We start from the raw sequence: 18,279 nt of genomic DNA, 5'->3' as shown, positions 1-18,279 counted from the left end.
CACATGGCTGACCCCATCAGCGTCGAGGTCGTCGCTGCGGACCGTCGCGTCTGGGAGGGTACGGCGACCAATGTGATCGTCCGCACCACCGAGGGCGACATCGGCATCCTTGCCGGTCACGAGCCCTTGCTGGCGGCTCTGGTGCCCTGCGCGGCGGAGATCGTCACGACCGATGGCCGCCGTGAACTGGTGGCGATCGACGGTGGATTCATCTCCGTGGTGGACAACCAGGTGAACCTGGTGGCCCAGAAGGCGTCGCTGTTCGACGAGATCTCCGTCGACCAGGCCCAGCGTGAGCACGACGAGCTGAGCGTCAAGCACGATGCTGGCGAGGCCACCGACGATGAGATCCATCGTCTCTACCTGGCCCAGGCCCAGTTGAAGGCCGCAGCGAAGCAGGACAAGTTGGGTCGCTGACCCATCCAGACGACGGGCCGATCGGTGAAAACCGGTCGGCCCGTCGTCATGCTCGGGCAAGAATGGCCCCGATGCCGCGAACCGAGGCCTGATCAGGTATTTTGCTCACATGGAGTGGAGCATGGCAGTCGAGGCGGGAGTGGCGCTGATGGTGCTGCTCTTCCTGCTGCCACTGCTGGGTCTCTACCTTCGTCGACGATGGCTGTCCACCCGCGGAGGAGTCTTCGACTGCGCCCTGAAACTGCCCAGTGGATCCTGGGCCACCGGGGTGGCCCGCTACGAGGCCAATGAGCTGCAGTGGTTCCGGATCTTCTCCTTCAGCATGCGCGCTCGCCTGACGCTGACCCGCGACCGGACCACCTCCATCGGTCGTCGGGAGCCCGAGGACTCCGAGGCCGTGGTGCTCTTCGGCGATGACCAGATCCTGCGACTGCGCTCCACCGACAAGGGCGCGCCCAGGGTCTGGGAGATGGCCATGAGCCCCGCCTCGGTGACGGGGCTCATGAGCTGGTTGGAGGCCGCGCCTCCCGGAGGGGATCGCTACAGCGGTCTGGAATGAGCCGGGAGTGGCTCAGCGCGGCTGCATCTGGTCCGGGTTCCGCTCGCCACCGGGCACCCAGAGCACCTCGGCGGCGCCATTGGCGGCTCGGCTCATGATGAACAGCAGGTCGGAGAGCCGGTTGAGGTACTTGATGGCCAGCAGGCTGACCCCGCCCGGAGTCTGTTCCGGGTCATCGGTGACCTCGGTGCCGTACTGTTCGGCCGCTTCCCACGCAATGCGCTCCGCGCGACGCACCACGGTGCGTGCCACGTGCAGCTGGGCGGCGGCGGGTGTGCCTCCGGGCAGGATGAAGGAGCGCAGGTTGGGCAGGTCCTCGCCGAACTCGTCGCACCAGGTCTCCAACCGGTCGATGGACTCCTGGACGATGCGCAGCGGTTCCCACTGCGGTTCGGCGACCAGCGGGTTGGACAGGTCGGCTCCCAGGTCGAACAATTCGTTCTGCACGATCCCCAGGGCGGCGGTGATGCGCTCGTCGAGCCCGCCGGTGGCCAAGGCTACGCCGATGGCCGAGTTGGCCTCGTCCACCGCACCGTAGGCCTGCACCCGCAGGTCGGTCTTGCGGGCGACTGAGTTGTCGCTGAGTCGGGTTTCGCCAGCATCGCCGGTCCGGGTGTAGATGCGCGTCAGATTCACCATGGCAGCCAGCGTAGTAGGGTTCTGGCATGCATTCGCCGACTCGTCTTGCCGCAGCCGTCATGCTCATGTCCACCATGGTCCTCAGCGGGTGCTCCCAGGGGTCGGACGAGCAGCAGGAGCCCAGTGCCACGGGCGCGGGAAGCTGCACCTACCACCAGTCCGGATCGGCCGCCAAGCCCGTGGATCCGCCTTCGGGCGAGAATGTCGCCGACAGTGGCAAGCTCACGGCCTCGCTGACGCTCGACGGAGCACCGGTGAAGTTGACGCTGGATCGGGAAGAGACCCCCTGCACCACCCACAGCTTCGAGTCGCTGGCCAAGCAGGGGTGGTTCGACGACACGCGCTGCCATCGGCTGACCGACCAGGGCATCTTCGTGCTGCAGTGCGGGGATCCCACCGGTACCGGCAGCGCTGGCCCCGGTTACACCTTCGACGACGAACTGGGGCTGGCCAAGAAGCTGGAATCGGTGGGGACTGCCGCCGATGGCACCAAGTTGGTGAACTACCGCAAGGGCACCGTCGCCATGGCGAATGCGGGGCCCAACACCAACGGGTCACAGATCTTCCTCGTCTACGAGGACTCCACGCTGCCGCCGGCCTACACGGTCTTCGGCACGATGGACGACAAGTCGGTCGAGGTGCTCGGCAAGCTGGCTGCGCAAGGCGTGGCCGCGGACGGCACCGGGCCCAAGGCGCCGGCCCAGATCGGCAAGGTCACGCTGGGCTGACGAGCCCGGGCCTGCTGGAAGACCGGGCCTGCTGGACGATCACGCGTGCTGGGGCTCTCAGCTCAGCTGGAGGAAGTGCCGCAGCGTCGCGATGAAGGCCTCGGGCTGTTCCGAGTGCACCCAGTGCCCGGCATCCTTCACCGTCACCTGCACATAACGGGGGAAGAGGCGACGCATCGTGGGTGCTGCGTCCTCGCGCACATAGCCGGACTTCTCTCCAGCCACCCACAGCACTCGGCCGTCGTAACTGGCGTCGGTGTCGGGCCAACTGGAGATGCCGTGGTCGAGCTCGCGCTGCAACAGGTCCAGGTTCATCTGCCAGCGCCAGTGACGCTGTCCGTCGGCGCCCGGTTCGTGGCGCAGGTTCTGCATCAGGAAGCCACGCACCGTGTCATTGGGGATGCCCTGGCCAAGGATCCGGTCGGCGTCCCGGCGGCTTTCCAGACCTTCCAGGTCGAGTGACTGCATCGCCTCGAAGAGGGGCCCGAAGCTGCTGCCCAGACCCTCGCTGGGGGAGATGTCGACCACCACCAGCCGTTCCACCAGCTCGGGGAAGTCCAGGGCGGTGCGCATCACCACCTTGCCACCCATGGAGTGACCCACCAGGCAGACTGGCCGGTCGATCTGGCGCAGCACGCCGGCCAGGGCCTGGGCCATGTCTGGATAGTCGATGCTGTCGGTCCATTGCGAGCGCCCGTGGTTGGGCAGGTCGACCAAGGTGGAGGTGGCCAGATCGCCGATCGCCTTGGCGATGGTCGTGAAGTTCTTGCCCTGTCCGAACAGGCCATGGACGAAGACGACCCGGGCCGGGCCGTCTCCAATCGTGCTGGTGTGCAGCTGGGGGAGTGTCATCAGTGCTTCCTGTTCCAACATCCGGAGTGCCAGTGGCGGCGTTCGTCGGCCGGTGAGGCCGCCTGGTTGAAGCCGGTCGGTGCGGCGGGCCAGGCGACCACGTGGGGGGTTCCCGGAGCAATGGTGCGGTGGCAGCCAGGGCAGGTGTAGTGCTTCAGGGCCCGATTGCCGGGAATGGTGCGCACCACCCAGCTCCCGTCCGACTTGACCGCTCGGGTCGCGTGTCCGGCGTTCAGCGGGCGGGGCGGACGCAGATGCTTGCTCGGTCGCTTTGCCACGCCCCAACCCTAGCGGGGTAGGTTGTGCAGGTGCGTTTGGTGATTGCCCAGTGCCAGGTCGACTACGCCGGTCGACTGACGGCCCATCTTCCCATGGCGAAGCGACTCATCATGGTCAAGGCCGACACGTCGGTCTCGATCCATGCCGACGATCGTGCCTACAAACCGCTGAACTGGATGAGCCCACCGTGCACCATGACGGTGCAGGAGGTCTTGCCGGGGACCGACGTGGCCGCCACCACCCAGGACATCGACTCCCAGATCACCCAGGTCTGGGAGGTCAAGGGACCGCAGGGGGACACCCTGCAGATCTCGATCGGGCAGATCTACTACGACGCCGAGCACGACTTCGGAGTGGATCCGGGCCTGCAGAAGGATGGCGTCGAGGCACACCTGCAGGCCCTGCTGGCCGAGAACCCCACCACCTTCGGGGAGGGCTGGCAGCTGGTGCAGCGTGAGTACTACACGCCGATCGGCCCCGTCGACCTGTTGCTGCGCAATGACGAGGGACAGTACGTGGCCGTGGAGGTGAAGCGGCGCGGTGAGATCGACGGCGTGGAGCAGTTGACGCGCTACCTGGAGTTGATGAATCGCGACCCGCTGATGAGCCCGGTCTCGGGCGTCTTCGCCGCCCAGCAGATCAAGCCCCAGGCACGAACCTTGGCGACCGACCGGGGGATCAGCTGCGTCACGGTGAACTATGACGAGCTGCGTGGGCTGGACAATCCGGAGGACCGTCTGTTCTGAGCTCGGATGGCAGGGCATGGGCCGGGCCCCGGTGGATCGTCCACCGGGGCCCGCCCCGTTCTTGTACTGATGCCGGTGAGCGGCGTTCAGCTCACTTCTTGGTCTCGAGGCTGGGACGCTCGTCGACCACGGTGAAGCGCAGCGTCTTGGTGAAGCTGCGCCCGTACTCGTCAGTGCCGGTGACCTCGGCCTGGTGGGTGCCCTTGGCCAGGTTCTCCGGCAGGGGCAGACGCCAGATGTTCGAGCCCGACTGGGGCACATTGCCGCTGGTCATCAGGCTGCGGGTGGCCGCGAAGGTGTCGGAGTACTCCCAGCCCTTGCGCAGTTCCTCGCCCTGGTTGGGCTGGGTGTGCACGGCGGGAACGCTCTTGCCGCCATCGATGGAGACCTCGACGCGGGCCTTCTCGGAACCGGCGTAGAAGTTGGTCATCAGCCAGCTCTCGCCCGAGGCAAGCTCGGAGCGGGTCACCATGCGCTCGTCACCCAGTTCGGGCATCTCGCCGACCTTCTTGGCCTTCTGCCAGGCCTGGGCCTTCTCGGCCCAGTCACGCCAGTGCGGCGTGTTGAGGCCAAGACCCATCTGCTCCTGCTCGGACTCGCCGCGCACGGTGTAGCGCTCGCGCAGGCTGTTGCCGTCCAGGTTCAGGGTCATCACACCCGGGCGCGAGCCATCGGGAGCGAAGGCATAGGGCAGGCCCTCGGAATCCAGGCCGCCGCCGTACCAGCCGCCCGAGACCGCGCCGGCGATGAGCTGGGTGAAGGGCAGCTTGGTCACGCCGTCCTTGGCCCACTCGGGGCGGGTGCCGCCGGCATTGAGGTGCTCCAGCGTGTGGGTGTGGCCACCGACGGTGACGACGTCACGGCCCTCCAGGACCTTGTACAGCTCGGCGGCATTGTCGACGATCACGAAGCGGTGGTCGACGATCGGGGCGTGGGTGGCAACGATGACCTTCTTGTTCTTGGGAACATTGGCCAGGTCCTTGGCCAGCCAGTCGAGCTGCTCCTGGCTGATCTTCTCGTTGTACTGACGGGCCTTGCCACCGGGCTTGGGGTACTCGATCGAGTCGAGCACCACGAAGTGGGCCTGGCCCACGTCGTAGGAGTAGTAGCCGGGCCCGAAGTCGCGGCGGTAGGTGTCATTGGAGTGCGCGTCGGAGGTGGCGTCGTAGTCCATGTCGTGGTTGCCCATGACGGTACGGACCGGGCCGTTGGCGTGCTTGTAGAGATCCTTCAGGGCGTCATTGAGCGAGAGGTCGTCGCCCACGTTGTCACCCAGCAGCAGGATGCCGCAGGCGGCGTAGTCGGTGCGCTCCATCAGGTCCTTGACCGCTCCCTCACGGGCGTAGCCGCGCTCCTTGAGGTTGTAGATCTGGGTGTCCGAGGCGATCGGGCAGTTCTGCTGCGCCTTGGCGGTCTGCTTCGACTTGGCCAGCGGGAAGTTGACGGCCTTGGGCAGGGGACCGGTGGGCTCCAGCCCGCCGAACTTCAGCTCGTCGGGGGAGCCCTTGGGCAGGTGGGTGTAGCTGAACTGGGCGATCATGTTCTCGTCGACCGGCACCTGCCATCCGGCGGGCTGGGTGACGAAGACGGTCATGTTCTCGAAGGCGGGCAGCTCATAGCGGCCCTTGCCGTCGGTGGTGACGACGTCGCGACCGTTGGAGACGGTGACACCGGCGATGCCCTTCTCGCCGCGGTCCTGCTTGGAGTCCTGGTTACGGTCGTTGAAGACGGTGCCCTTGAGCACGTCGGCCTTCTCGGGGGTGCCGCGCACCACCTCGACGTGACCGGTGTAGGCGTCGGTCACGGTCTGGCGGGGCGACTTCTCGGCGGGGCGTGCCTCGGCCGAGACGGCCGGGCTGAGGCACAGGCCAAGGGCGGCCGTGATCCCGATGCCGGCCAGCAGCGGGTTGCGGTTGGTGCGTACGTACTTCGTCATGGTTCTTCTCCTGAGGGGGTGGGTAGGAGTCCTGCCATGTACGACGCTATGTCCGAGGCCGGGGCCGCGGGTGAACCCCGGGTGAGTTCGGGGACAACCCTTGGAGTTCGCCAAATCCTTCTCAGGAAGGAAAAGGTGAACCCTTGGTGAAGGGCCGCACGTGCCCTTGTCAGTGCCGTTCTGGTTGGACCACAGTGGTGTCTTCGGCGTCGGTGCCACTGATGATCCGGGTCTCTTCCTCAGCCGGAAGAGTGGTGGTCAGCTCCTGCGTCGCGTCATCCTGGACCGCTTCGGCCTGGTGCGCGTCAGCCTGGTGCGCGTCATCCTGGGCCGCGGTCTCGTGGGTCTCCTTGATCTCGACGGACTCCTCCAGCGGCTGCTCCTGGGCCGACTGCTGATCCACGCTCTGGGAGGCCAGGGACTCGCGAGGATCCGATGTGCCGAAGGGGTCCTCGTCGGGGAAGTCGAGTGCGGAGTCGCCGGCGAGCTGCCGCAGGTTCGACAGCTGGGCCACCACGGACTGCTTGCGGCTGAGCAGGGCGCCCACCTCGCGCTCGAGCTGCTCCTTGCGCCAGGCGTACTGCTCCTCCAAGCGGTCCTTCATCATGCCGGCCTGACGTCGCGCTGCGGCAAGGGTCGCCTCGGCGTCGGTGGCGGCCTCCACCTTGATCTGTTCGGCATCGGCCAGTGCCGCTGCCCGGATCTGCTGGGCCTGCTCGTTCTCCTCGGTGATGAGCGCCGTGGACTGCTCGTGATGGCGAGTGGCCTCGGCCAGCAGGGCAGTGGTCTTCTCATGGGCCTCGTCGAATCGGCGCTGGGCGTCCGCGACGATCTCCTCGGCCTGGGTGCGGGCCTCCAGCACCAGGGTGGCTGCCTGCTTGTCGGCCTCGTGGATGGAGCTGGCCGAGTGCACCTCGGCCTCCTGCAGCAGGGCCTGAGCCTTCTGCTGGGCCTCGGAGACGACCGCCTCGGCTTGGCGCGTGGCGGCGGCGACGATGCTCTGGGCCTCCTCGCGGGCCTTCTCGAGGGTCTGCTTGGCCTCGGTGTCGAGTTCCTCGCGCAGCCTGCGCAGATTCGCCATGCCGGCCACGCGGATGTCGTCGGCCTCCGACTGGGCATTGGCGCGCAGGTCGGCGGCGACGCGGCGGCCTTCCTCCTTGATGCGTTCGGCCTCCAGTTCCGCCTTCTGCACCAGGTCCTTGCCCTGGGCCTCCGCCGAGCGCAGGATGCCGGTGGCGTGGGCTCCCAGGCGGGTGAAGTCGGTGGTGCCGGCGGTGCGGGCGGCCGCGGCGGCCTCTCGACGCAGGTGCCGGGTGAGCTGTTTGAGCGTCGAGAGTTGCATCTCGATCTCGCGCACATAGTTGTCGACGGAGGCCCGGTCGTAGCCCATCATCGCCTTGGGGAAGGCTCCGGCCACCGAGGCGGAGTCGTCGAACAGGTTGAGGCCCGTTTCCTCGTTGTACACCTGGTCGTCGTCGTAGTAGTCGCTCACGAGGGACAGGTTACCAATGCGTGAATACGCAAGACGGTGGTGCTTCCCGCAGGGAACACCACCGTCGTGCGGGAACCGACGCCGTGCCGGTGCCGGGTGGATCAGTGGCTCGCCTCGGCCGGGGGCTGGGTCAGCTCCAGCAGCACGCCACCGGCATCCTTGGGGTGCACGAAGTTGATGCGGGCGCCACCGGTGCCGGTCTTGGGCTCGGGGTAGAGCAGGCGCAGGCCGCGCTCGCGCAGGGTGGCGCAGACGGCGTCGATGTCGGCAACGCGGTAGCACAGCTGCTGCATGCCGGGTCCGCCGTTGCGGCCGAGCCACTTGGCGATGGTGGAGTCGTCGTTCAGCGGGGCGAGCAGCTGGATCTGGGCGCTCTCGGGCTGCTGGGTGCCGGTGCCCAGCATGGCCTCGGCCACGCCCTGCTCCTCGTTGACCTCCTGGTGGAGGACGCGGAAGCCAAGCTTCTCGGTGTGGAACTTGATGGCCTCGTCGAGGTCGGGAACGGCCAGACCGACGTGGTCGATGCAGATGAAGAGATCGCTGTTGTCCATGGCTCAATACTTGCACGAGCCCTGGTCTGACCACAGGGTCGGGGTGGGCTTTGGCGCAACCTTCACCAGCTGCTCACCATGCAGTCATGCTGCAGACTCGCGCGTGCCCTGCTGCGCGGGAAGCCCCATGTGCGGCATAGTTGACCTGACTGGATGCTGGTTTGCAATGTGTCCAGGCCGCGAAACTTCCCCACGACCCGCGGGTCACACCTTTGAGGAGACGCACATGCCCGAGTGGGCCAAGAAGATCTTGTGGACGCTGGTGATCGCCTTCATCATCTACTACATCGCCACGCAGCCCGAGGAATTCGCCGCTGGCGTGAAGTCCGTGGTGAGCGCCATCCAGCGACTCTTCCAGGCTCTGGCGGGTTGATCCACCCGCAGTTGCCTGTCGACGGGGGAGCGGCATGAGCCGGCTCTCCCGCTTCCTTGCCCCCGAGGTGGACCGCCACCTGCTGGTGGACCAAGGCGAGTTCATCATCGACGAGGTGGCCAAGCACTGGGTGACGGTGGTGCCCCCGTCCCTGGGACTGGTGCTGTGCATGGCCGTGTTCTGGAACATGGCCGTCCTCGGCCCCTTCTGGTGGCTGGCCTTGGTGGCCGGGCTGGCGCTCTTCGGCTACTGCATGGTGCTGATCCACCTGCAGTTCATGGACCGCTTCGTCATCACCAACATGCGCGTCTTCCGGGTCCATGGGGTGCTCGACCAGCACCTGGCCACCATGCCGATGACCCGAATCCTCGACATCTCCGTCTTCCAGCCCTTCCTGGGCCGCATCCTCGGCTACGGCCACTTCGTCTTCGAGTCGGCCGCCCAGGACCAGGGACTGCGCGACATTCGCTACGTGGGGCGCCCGGAGCAGCGCGACCTGACGATCCAGCGGGTCATCCAGCGGGCGGGTCTGCGCGCCCAGCTCAAGGCCGCGGAGTTCGACGACGAGGACTTCGAGGACTGAATCCCCAGACACCGCGCAAGGCCCCGGAAGGTCGAACCTGCCGGGGCCTTGCGCTGTCTGCGGTGGTCGTTCAGCCTTCCAGCGCCGCGTTGACGACGTCCTTTGCCTCGGCCTGGATCTGGGCCAGGTGTTCGGCGGAGGTGAGGCTCTCGGCATAGATCTTGTACTTGTCCTCGGTGCCCGAGGGACGGGCAGCGAACCAGCCGTTCTCGGTGGTCACCTTCACACCGCCGATGGCCGCACCATTGCCGGGGGCCTCGGTGAGGATTGCGGTGATCTTCTCCCCGGCCAGCTCGGTGGCGGTGATGTCGGCGGGGGAGAGGGCCTTGAGGCGGGCCTTCTGCTCGCGGTTGGCGTCGGCGTCGATGCGGGCGTAGTAGCTCTTGCCGTACTTGGCCTCCAGCTCGGCGTAGTGCTGGCTGGGGGTCTTGCCGGTCACCGCCAGGATCTCGCTGGCGAGCAGGTCCAGGATGATGCCGTCCTTGTCGGTGGTCCAGGTCTGGCCGTCCAGGGTCAGGAAGCTGGCACCGGCCGACTCCTCACCACCAAAGCCCATGTCACCGGAGATCAGCCCGGGGACGAACCACTTGAAGCCCACCGGCACCTCGACCAATTCACGGCCGATCTCGGCAGCGACCTTGTCGATCATCGAGCTGGAGACCAGTGTCTTGCCAATGCGGGCCTGCTCGCCCCAGCCGGGACGATGGGTGAACAGGTACTGGATGGCCACGGCCAGGTAGTGGTTGGGGTTCATCAAGCCGGCATCGGGGGTGACGATTCCGTGGCGGTCGGAATCGGCGTCGTTGCCGGTGGAGATGTCGAACTTGTCGCGCTGCTGGATCAGCGAGGCCATGGCATCGGGCGAGGAGCAGTCCATGCGGATCTTGCCGTCGGTGTCCAGGCTCATGAAGCGCCAGGTGGGGTCGACCTCGGGGTTTACCACGGTCAGGTCCAGGCCGGACTTCTCGGACAGGTACTGCCAGTACTGCACGGCGGCACCGCCCATCGGGTCGGCGCCGATGCGCACGCCGGCCTTCTTGATGGCCTCCATGTCGATGACGTTGACCAGGTCCTCGCAGTAGGCGGTGCGGTAGTCGAAGCGGGTCACCTGAGCGGCGGCCTCGTCGTAGGAGACGCGCTTGATGCCCGACGGATCACGCATCAGCTCATTGGCGCGGTCGGCGATCCAGCTGGTGGCATCGGTGTCGGCCGGGCCGCCATTCGGCGGGTTGTACTTGAAGCCACCGTCGCGGGGCGGGTTGTGCGAGGGGGTCACCACGATGCCGTCGGCCTCAGGGGCACCCTCGGCCTTGTCACGGTTGAAGACGATGATCGCGCGGCTGACGGCGGGGGTGGGGGTGTACTCGTCCTCCTGCTCCGCGCGCACGTCGACGCCATTGGCCACCAGGACCTCGGCGGCGGTCTTCCAGGCCGGCAGGCTCAGGGCGTGGGTGTCCTTGCCGATGAACAGCGGCCCCGTGGTGCCCTGCTCGGCGCGGTATTCGACGATGGCCTGCGTGGTGGCGGCGATGTGCAGCTCGTTGAACTTGCCGTCCAGGCTCGAACCACGGTGTCCCGAGGTGCCGAAGACCACCTGCTGGTCGACATTGTCGGGATCGGGGGTGATGTCGTAGTAGGCCTTGAGGACCTCGTCGACGTTGATCAGGTCTTGTTCCTGGGCCACCTGCCCAGCGCGTTCGTGTGCCATGGCTCCATCTTGCCGCGTCCCGGGGCCGTGCGGGACAGGTCTTGCCGCCTGTTGGCCCACTGTTCGCCCAGTTGGGTTCTGGACGCCCCCACGGAACAATGGAGACCATGACTTCCGAGAGTTTCAACCGTCCCGGTGCGATCGACCTGTCCTCGCTGGCAGGCGCCGCCGCAAGCCCCAATGCCGGGCCCGACTCCACCGGCGCTGCCGCTGGCAGCTTCGTGCAGCAGGTGGGCGAGGCCGACTTCGACGCCGTGGTGCGCAAGTCGACCACCCATCCGGTCATCATGGAGCTCTACTCGCCCCGCGCGAATGCCCAGGACCTGTCCGACATCCTGATCCAGGCCACCAACCAGGCCGCGGGGCGGTGGCTGCTGGCCCGGGTCAACATCGACGCCGAACAGCGCATTGCCCAGGCCATGGGCGTCCAGGCCGTGCCGACCGTCGTCGCCATCATCGGCGGCCAGCTCGCGCCGCTCTTCCAGGGCACCAAGCCGGCCGAAGAGGTGCAGGCCTACCTGGACCAGGTGACCCAGATCGCCGTGGCGAATGGCCTGACCGGCCGCGCCGAGCCGGTGGGCCCGGCTGCCCCGCAGTCCGAGGGAGAGCCCGAGGCGGCTCCCAAGGCCGATCCGCGCTTCGCCGCCGCCGACGCGGCCCTGGAGGCCGGTGACTATGCCACCGCCGTGGCCGAGTTCCAGAAGGTGCTCGACCAGAGCCCGGCCGATGCCGAGGCGCTGCAGGGGCTGGCCCAGTCGAAGCTGCTGGAGCGCTCCACCCGCTTCGATCCCCAGGCCATCGTGACCACCGCCAATGCCGAGCCCGAGAACTGGGACGTGCAGATGGACGCGGCCGACCTGGAGCTCATCAATGGTGATCCCGCCGCGGCCTTCGACCGGCTCCTGCAGATCATCCGCGAGACCCGTGACGAGCAGCGCGAGGCGGCCCGGGTCCGCTTGCTGGAGCTCTTCGACGTGGTGGGCAAGACCGACAAGGCGGTGCTCAAGGCACGTCGTCAGCTCTCGACGGCCCTGTTCGCCTGAGTCCCAGACACGACTGAGTCACCGGACACGACGCTCGGGTTCCAGCGTCCCGCGCGTGTTGCAACACGCGCGGGAATTGGAAACCCGAGCGTCTTTTGTGGTCAGACGGGGACGCCGTCCTCGGTGAAGCCGGTGAACCCGTCCAGGACCAGCTGGATGCGTCGCGCCGACAGGGGAGAGACGTGGGTGGGGACGTCGGCGGGCTCCACCCAATGGATCGAGCGGATCTCCCGCTCCTCGCGCACCAGCGCCGCGATGCTCTGCTCGTCGAGCACCCCACCGTCATAGATGAATTCCAGGGCATCGCTCCACCCCAGACTGGGCGGCATCCAGTCGACCAGGGCGGGGGAGTGCAGCTGCACCGTGATGCCCAGCTCCTCGGTGATCTCGCGCTCGGCCCCGATGCGGGGCGGCTCGCCGGGTTCGACCACGCCCCCAGGCAGTTCCCAGTCGGTCTTGTAGGTGGTCTGCAGCAGCAGGACCTGACCGTCGGCATTGCGGAAGAGCGCGTGGGCGATCAATCGCTTGGTGGGAAGCACGGAGTTCATCACCGAGCTGAAGCCCTCGGGCCCATAGATGATGTCGCCGGCCAGCCGCGAGTAGAGGTGCACGTCGACGTACTCGCCCTCGCCCACCGGCCACCCGTGCCGGCGGATGCCCTCCCGACGAAACCCCGCCAGATGCAGCGCGCGGCGCGCCATCTGGTCGGTGGCGGGGATCGCCACCTCCAGACGGCGCACCTGACGCGCCACGATCACCTCGTCGGCCGCCATGCTCACGGCCTTCGCCAGGGTGTCGGCATCGGTGTCGCCACTCCACTGGACCACCCCGATGTCGCCGGTCACCTCGACATTGACCGTGAACTGCTCGGCCATCGGATCAGGCCATGCCGGTGTCGCCGGGCAGCTCGGCGGTGGCCTTGGCGTCGTACTTCAACCACAGCGCACCCAAGGGCGGGATGCACAACGTGGCCCAGGCCCCCTCCCCCCACGGAGCCGCACCGTCCCGGGCGATGACCTGACCGTAGTTGCCGAAGTTCCCGTCGCCGTCATAGGCGGGGGAGTCGGTGTTCAGCAGCTCGCGCCACACACCGGACTTGGGCAGCGAGATGCCGTAGGTGTTGTGCGGCGTGGGGGAGAAGTTCACCACGCAGGCGACCATGTCGCCCTTGGTGTCCTTGCGCACCCAGCCGAAGACATTGCCCGCGGCATCGTCGGCCACCAGCCACTCGAAGCCCTCGGGGGAGCTGTCCAGCTCGTACAGCGCGGGCTCGCTGCGGTAGATCTCGTTCATGTCCTTGAACTGACGCTTGAGGCCGCCGTGGCCCCACATGTCGGCGACCCACCACTCCAGCCCCTTGGTCTCGCTGAACTCGCTGCGCTGGCCGAACTCCTGGCCCATGAAGATCAGCTGCTTGCCGGGGAAGGCCCACATGAAGGCATAGAAGGCACGCATGGTGGCGAACTTGCGCCAGTCGTCCTGGGGAACCTTGTTGACCATCGACCCCTTGCCGTGCACGACCTCGTCGTGGCTGATGGGCAGGATGAAGTTCTCCGAGTAGGCGTAGACCATCGCGAAGGTCAACAGGTGGTGGTTGTACTGGCGGTTGACCGGGTCCTCTTCGATGTAACGAAGCGAATCGTTCATCCAGCCCATGTTCCACTTGAAGCCGAAGCCCAAGCCGTCGTGGTGCACCGGACGGGTGACGCCGGGGAAGCTGGTGGACTCCTCGGCGATCATCAGCACACCGGGGTGACGCTCATAGAGGTGCTTGTTGGTGTAGCGCAGGAAGTCGATGGCCTCCAGGTTCTCGCGGCCACCGTAGACATTCGGCACCCACTCGCCCTCCTTGCGGGAGTAGTCGAGGTAGAGCATCGAGGCGACCGCATCCACGCGCAGGCCGTCGATGTGGAATTCGCTGATCCAGTACAGCGCATTGCTGACCAGGAAGCTCTTCACCTCATTGCGGCCGTAGTTGAAGATGTAGGTGCCCCAGTCCATGTGCTCGCCCTGGCGCGGGTCGGCATGTTCGTAGAGGGCCGTGCCGTCGAAGCGGCCCAGCGCCCATTCGTCCTTGGGGAAGTGACCGGGAACCCAGTCGAGGATGACGCCGATGCCGGCCTGGTGCAGCTTGTCCACCAGGTGGCGGAAGTCGTCGGGACGGCCGAAGCGGCTGGTGGGGGCGAAGTAGCCGGTCACCTGGTAGCCCCAGGAGGGCTCGAAGGGATGCTCGGCCACCGGCATGAACTCCACGTGCGTGTAGCCCTGCCACTTGACGTACTCCACCAGCTCGTCGGCCAGGTCCAGGTAGCTCAGGCCCTTGCGCCACGACCCCAGGTGGAGCTCATAGATGCTCATCGGCTCCTGGTGGGCCTGCGCCTGCTCACGGCGGGCGATCCACTCGTCGTCACCCCAGACGTACTGGCTGTCATAGACGATCGAGGCCGTCGACGGCGCGGATTCGCAGAAGAAGGCCATCGGATCGGCCTTCTCGCGCCAGACGCCGTCCGGGCCCTGGATGCGGAACTTGTAGAGCGTGTCGGTGCCGCGCTGCTCGATGAAACGGCTCCACACGCCGGTACCGGGCAGGCGGTACATCTCGTCGCCGCTCCAGTAGTTGAAGTCACCGATCAGCTGCACCGCCTGGGCATTGGGTGCCCAGACCGAGAAGCGCGTGCCGGTGACGGTGCCGCCGTCGTCGGTGGGAATGGTGACGACGTGGGCGCCCAGCCGCTTCCACAGCTCGGTGTCGCCACCGCTCTGGAAACCTTCCATGTCCCAGCCGGTGAGGCCGCCTGCCAAGTCGTAACCCATCTCAGTTCTCCTGCTCTGCAGCCTGGTCGGCTGCGCCGGACGTCGGGTTCTCACCGACGGTCTCCCGTCCACCCGGGGCGATTGCCGCGAGTGCCGCCAGGGGGATCTCGACCCAGTCGGGACGGTTCCTGGTCTCGTACACAACTTCATAGATGGCCTTGTCGGCCTCGTAGGCAGCCAGCACGGCCCGATCCACCTCGCCAGCCTCACGCTGGTAGGCCGCCAGGAAGGCGTCGCGGGCTCGTGCCAGCCAGTCGGCCGCCGGGGCGCCGGTCGGGTCGTCGAAGGCACTGGTCGCGTAGCTGAAGCTGCGCAGCATCCCCGCGATGTCGCGCAGGGCGCTGTCGGGCTCCAGCCGTTCGGCGAAGCTCTTCATCGGCTCGCCCTCGAAGTCGATGATCTTCCACCCGTCGGGGGTGAACAAGGTCTGGCCCAGGTGGAAGTCACCGTGCACCCGCTGGGTGCGCAGCTGGCGGCCTTCCAGTGCCGCGAAGGTGGCATCCAACCCGGCCCGGTACGGCGCCAGGGCCGGAGCCTGTTCGCTGGCCACGGCCAAGCGTTCGCGCATGATGTCCGCCACCGCGGTTCCCTGCGCGTCCGAGGGGCCGAAGGCATCCGCCAGTGCGGTGTGCACCTGCGCGAGGGCGGTGCCCAGCGCGGCGGCATGCTCGCCGATGTCCTTGCCCTGGCGGGCGTGCTCGGTGGCCAGCTCCCAGCCGTCCTCGGCATCGCGCAGCAGCTCGCTGATCATCATCAGGTCCACCCGCTGGGGATCGGGTGCATCGGCACCGTCGGTCCAGCACTCGTCGCTGAAGGGCGTCAGCGAACCGGAGACCCAGCCGTAGAGCCGGGCCGCCGAGGGAACCTGGGCCCGCCCCAGGGCATCGTGCATCTGGATGTCCAGGTTGGGGCCCACCTCGAGCTTGCGGAAGATCTTCATCAGCGCGACGTCGCCGAGCAGGACATTCGTGTTCGACTGCTCACCACCGAAGACCCGGGGTTCCAGGTCGCCACGCAGCTGGCGCCCGTCCACCAGGGACTCCTGCCAGGCATGGGGAACCTGCGATCCGGCCAACAGCGAGCGCAGAACGCCACGCATCGCCTCCACGTCGCGGGGAGCGTCATGGGCATGGCCCAGGGCGGGGTCGAGGGCCGGGCCGATGTGGCACTCCGGGAGCGGCTCGTCGCGGTAGCTCACCAGCAGCTGGTAGTACTCGTGGCTCTCGTCGGGATAGACGACGGTGACGTACTCGGCGCGCACGGCGGGGGAGTCGCCACCGGGCGCGACGATCCAGTCGGGCTGTTCCAGGCCGGCCAACTGGCCATTGCGGCCCTTGCCGCCGAACCATCGGGCCTGCAGCACGAACTGCTGCAGGGCCTCGATGGCCTGCGCCTGCCCCTCATCGATCATCGGGTCGTTCTGGTCGTTGTCGTTCATCGGTTCCTGTCGGTCGCGGGTCGTGCGGCTGGGCAGGGCTGCCTACTTGACGCGCACGCTGAAGATGTGGGCCGGGTTGCCGGGGTGCAGGCTGACGAAGGCCCGCGCACCCCAGGTCCAGGTGCCGCCACCGAGCTCGTCGTGGACCTCGATGACCGCATCGTGGTCGAGCCCCAGCTTGGACATGTCCAGGTAGATCTCGCTGTCCTGGGCATTCCACGGGTCGAGCGAGCAGACCACCAGGACGCGGCTGTCGCCGTCGGTCTTGGAGTAGACGATCACCTGGTCATTGGGCGCGTGGTGGAAGTCGATCTTGCGCAGCTGCTGCAGCGCCGGGTTCTCGCGACGGATCTCGTTCAGCCGTCCCAACAGCACCGACAGGTTGGGCTGGTGGTTCTGCCAGTCACGCGGCCGGTACTCGTACTTCTCCGAGTTGAGGTACTCCTCGCCGCCGGGGCGGAAGACCTCGTGCTCGCACAGTTCGAAGCCCGAGTAGACGCCCCAGCTGGGCGACATGGTGGCGGCCAGCACGGCGCGGATCGAGAAGGCGGCGGGATTGCCGGACTGCAGGAAGGCCGGGTTGATGTCGGGGGTGTTGACGAAGAAGTTCGGACGGAAGATGTGCGCGGTCTCCCGCGAGAGCTCGGTCAGGTAGCTCTCGAGCTCCCACTTGGCATTGCGCCAGGTGAAGTAGGTGTAGCCCTGCTGGTAGCCGACCTTGCCCAGGGCCTGCATCATCTGGGGCCGGGTGAAGGCCTCGGCGAGGAAGATGACCTCGGGGTTGGTCTTGCGCACCTCGCTCATGATCCACGCCCAGAAGTCCACCGGCTTGGTGTGCGGGTTGTCCACCCGGAAGACGGTCACCCCGTGCTCGATCCAGAACTTCAGGATGCGCAGGCTCTCGCGGTAGATGCCCTCGCGATCATTGTCGAAGTTGATCGGGTAGATGTCCTGGTACTTCTTGGGCGGGTTCTCCGCGTAGGCGATGGTGCCGTCCAGCCGGGTGGTGAACCACTCGGGATGCTCCTTGACCCACGGGTGGTCGGGGGAGGCCTGCAGCGCGAAGTCCAGTGCCACCTCCAGGCCGAGCGATTTGGCCTTGGCGACGAACTCGTCGAAGTCGTCGATGGTGCCCAGATCGGGGTGGACCGCGTCGTGGCCACCGTCGGGGCTGCCGATGGCCCAGGGAGAGCCCGGATCGTGCTCGCTGGGGGTCAGCGAGTTGTTGCGACCCTTGCGGAAGGCCGTGCCGATCGGATGGATCGGCGGCAGGTAGACCACGTCGAAGCCCATCTGGGCCGCGGCCTCGAGGCGTTCGTGGGAACTGGCGAAGGTGCCGGAGTGCCAGCACTGCTTCTCCTCGTCCCACCAGGCGCCCTGGCTGCGGGGGAAGAACTCGTACCAGCTGGAGAACAGGGCGCGGCGACGATCCACCTGCAGCCGCTGCTCGCGGGTCGGGGTCACCAGCTCGCGGGGGCCGTAGTGGCGCATGGCACGCAGCAATGAGGATGCCTGCAGCGACTCCAGCAGGTCCGAGGGCGTCCGGGCGGGGTTCATCAGGGCGGCGGAGGCTCGCAGCACGCTGGCCTGCACCTCGTCCTGGGCACTGGCGGCCTGCTCCGCGGCGCGATTGATCACGTCCTGCAGCTCCAGGCAGACCAGCTCCACGTCCATCTCCGCCTGCAGCTTGGCCACGGCATTGTGGTGGGTGGTCTCCCAGACATCGGACCAGCCCTCGACGCGGAAGGTCCAGTCGCCCTCCTCGTCGGCCTGCGCCCAGCCCTCCCAGATGTCGAGGCCGCGGGGCTCCTGTTGCAGCATCGGGAAGGTTGAGGTGCGGCCCGAGGGGCTGGTCAGCACGATGGTCGCATTGACCGCGTCGTGTCCTTCGCGAAAGACATTGGCCCTGACCGGGAACCATTCGCCCACGACGGCCTTGGCGGCGTAGGCACCCTCCTCGACGAAGGGGTGGACATTGGTCACGGGGATGCGACCGAAACCGGGGACCGCGTCGACGGCCTGCTGGCTCGGCACTGCCTGGCTGGAGGTCTGGTGTGTGCTCACGTGCTCCACCCTAGCGGCGAGTCCCCTTTGCGGGGAGAGTCTTGGGCGCTGTTCGCC

General features: G+C 67.1%; 18 protein-coding genes. 7 read left to right on the top strand and 11 right to left on the bottom strand.

All coding sequences use genetic code 11. The features are described from left to right. Positions 1-3: 3 nt before the first annotated feature. Positions 4-417, top strand: a complete 414-nt coding sequence (locus tag ACOAMO_RS13860; RefSeq protein WP_420175331.1) for a F0F1 ATP synthase subunit epsilon — start codon at positions 4-6, stop codon at positions 415-417. Between the two features lie 121 nt (positions 418-538). Next, the gene (locus ACOAMO_RS13855) at positions 539-976 is read left to right on the top strand and encodes a DUF2550 domain-containing protein (protein WP_420175330.1); all 438 of its coding nucleotides are present in this window, start codon (positions 539-541) and stop codon (positions 974-976) included. 12 nt (positions 977-988) lie between these two features. Here the strand turns inward: ACOAMO_RS13855 and ACOAMO_RS13850 are convergent, their stop codons facing one another. Continuing rightward, positions 989-1,615 carry a cob(I)yrinic acid a,c-diamide adenosyltransferase gene (locus ACOAMO_RS13850; protein ID WP_420175329.1) on the bottom strand — a complete coding sequence of 209 codons (627 nt, stop codon included), beginning with the start codon at positions 1,613-1,615 and terminating at the stop codon, positions 989-991. Between the two features lie 26 nt (positions 1,616-1,641). On the opposite strand from ACOAMO_RS13850, the gene ACOAMO_RS13845 reads away from it, so the two are divergent. After that, on the top strand, positions 1,642-2,343 hold the full coding sequence (locus ACOAMO_RS13845; RefSeq protein WP_420175328.1) for a peptidylprolyl isomerase: 702 nt from the start codon (positions 1,642-1,644) through the stop codon (positions 2,341-2,343). A gap of 57 nt (positions 2,344-2,400) precedes the next feature. Here the strand turns inward: ACOAMO_RS13845 and ACOAMO_RS13840 are convergent, their stop codons facing one another. Continuing rightward, the gene (locus ACOAMO_RS13840; RefSeq protein ID WP_420175327.1) at positions 2,401-3,195 is read right to left on the bottom strand and encodes an alpha/beta fold hydrolase; all 795 of its coding nucleotides are present in this window, start codon (positions 3,193-3,195) and stop codon (positions 2,401-2,403) included. Then, positions 3,195-3,473, bottom strand: a complete 279-nt coding sequence (locus ACOAMO_RS13835) for a hypothetical protein (RefSeq protein ID WP_420175326.1) — start codon at positions 3,471-3,473, stop codon at positions 3,195-3,197. Before ACOAMO_RS13835 ends, ACOAMO_RS13840 begins: the two co-directional genes overlap by 1 nt. Before the next feature lie 30 nt (positions 3,474-3,503). On the opposite strand from ACOAMO_RS13835, the gene nucS reads away from it, so the two are divergent. Next, the gene (nucS, locus tag ACOAMO_RS13830) at positions 3,504-4,220 is read left to right on the top strand and encodes an endonuclease NucS (protein ID WP_420175325.1); all 717 of its coding nucleotides are present in this window, start codon (positions 3,504-3,506) and stop codon (positions 4,218-4,220) included. Positions 4,221-4,311: 91 nt separating this feature from the next. Here nucS and ACOAMO_RS13825 read toward each other — a convergent pair whose 3' ends face one another. From ACOAMO_RS13825 to mce, 3 genes are all read right to left on the bottom strand, one after another. After that, complete coding sequence (locus tag ACOAMO_RS13825) at positions 4,312-6,156, bottom strand: calcineurin-like phosphoesterase C-terminal domain-containing protein (RefSeq protein ID WP_420175324.1); 1,845 nt, start codon at positions 6,154-6,156, stop codon at positions 4,312-4,314. 169 nt (positions 6,157-6,325) lie between these two features. Further along, complete coding sequence (locus ACOAMO_RS13820; RefSeq protein WP_420175323.1) at positions 6,326-7,648, bottom strand: DivIVA domain-containing protein; 1,323 nt, start codon at positions 7,646-7,648, stop codon at positions 6,326-6,328. 101 nt (positions 7,649-7,749) lie between these two features. Further along, the gene (gene mce, locus ACOAMO_RS13815; protein ID WP_420175322.1) at positions 7,750-8,199 is read right to left on the bottom strand and encodes a methylmalonyl-CoA epimerase; all 450 of its coding nucleotides are present in this window, start codon (positions 8,197-8,199) and stop codon (positions 7,750-7,752) included. A 226-nt stretch (positions 8,200-8,425) separates the two neighbouring features. On the opposite strand from mce, the gene ACOAMO_RS13810 reads away from it, so the two are divergent. Then, on the top strand, positions 8,426-8,572 hold the full coding sequence (locus ACOAMO_RS13810; protein WP_420175321.1) for a hypothetical protein: 147 nt from the start codon (positions 8,426-8,428) through the stop codon (positions 8,570-8,572). A gap of 34 nt (positions 8,573-8,606) precedes the next feature. After that, complete coding sequence (locus ACOAMO_RS13805; RefSeq protein ID WP_420175320.1) at positions 8,607-9,155, top strand: PH domain-containing protein; 549 nt, start codon at positions 8,607-8,609, stop codon at positions 9,153-9,155. Positions 9,156-9,225: 70 nt separating this feature from the next. On the opposite strand, the gene pgm is transcribed toward ACOAMO_RS13805, so the two are convergent. Further along, a complete protein-coding gene (gene pgm, locus ACOAMO_RS13800; protein ID WP_420175319.1) occupies positions 9,226-10,863 on the bottom strand; it encodes a phosphoglucomutase (alpha-D-glucose-1,6-bisphosphate-dependent) in 1,638 nt (545 codons plus the stop codon). 107 nt (positions 10,864-10,970) lie between these two features. Between pgm and ACOAMO_RS13795 the strand changes: the two genes are divergently transcribed. Then, positions 10,971-11,906: a co-chaperone YbbN gene (locus tag ACOAMO_RS13795; protein WP_420175318.1), complete on the top strand. Its 936-nt coding sequence runs from the start codon at positions 10,971-10,973 to the stop codon at positions 11,904-11,906. Between the two features lie 101 nt (positions 11,907-12,007). Here the strand turns inward: ACOAMO_RS13795 and ACOAMO_RS13790 are convergent, their stop codons facing one another. From ACOAMO_RS13790 to ACOAMO_RS13775, 4 genes are read right to left on the bottom strand one after another with little or no spacing between them, the layout of a single operon-like run. Beyond that, the gene (locus tag ACOAMO_RS13790) at positions 12,008-12,781 is read right to left on the bottom strand and encodes an NUDIX hydrolase (RefSeq protein ID WP_420175317.1); all 774 of its coding nucleotides are present in this window, start codon (positions 12,779-12,781) and stop codon (positions 12,008-12,010) included. 4 nt (positions 12,782-12,785) lie between these two features. Beyond that, entirely contained in the window at positions 12,786-14,720 is a 1,935-nt protein-coding gene (glgB, locus tag ACOAMO_RS13785; RefSeq protein WP_420175316.1) for a 1,4-alpha-glucan branching protein GlgB, read from the bottom strand. Position 14,721: 1 nt separating this feature from the next. Next, complete coding sequence (locus tag ACOAMO_RS13780; RefSeq protein WP_420175315.1) at positions 14,722-16,158, bottom strand: phosphotransferase; 1,437 nt, start codon at positions 16,156-16,158, stop codon at positions 14,722-14,724. A 42-nt stretch (positions 16,159-16,200) separates the two neighbouring features. Then, positions 16,201-18,222, bottom strand: a complete 2,022-nt coding sequence (locus ACOAMO_RS13775; RefSeq protein ID WP_420175314.1) for an alpha-1,4-glucan--maltose-1-phosphate maltosyltransferase — start codon at positions 18,220-18,222, stop codon at positions 16,201-16,203. Between the last annotated feature and the right edge of the window lie 57 nt (positions 18,223-18,279).

The sequence above is a fragment of the Luteococcus struthionis genome (genome assembly GCF_048595755.1).
Lineage (GTDB): Bacteria > Actinomycetota > Actinomycetes > Propionibacteriales > Propionibacteriaceae > Luteococcus.
Note: the sequence above shows the minus strand (reverse complement) of the source record. Positions and strands in the feature narration are given on the sequence as shown.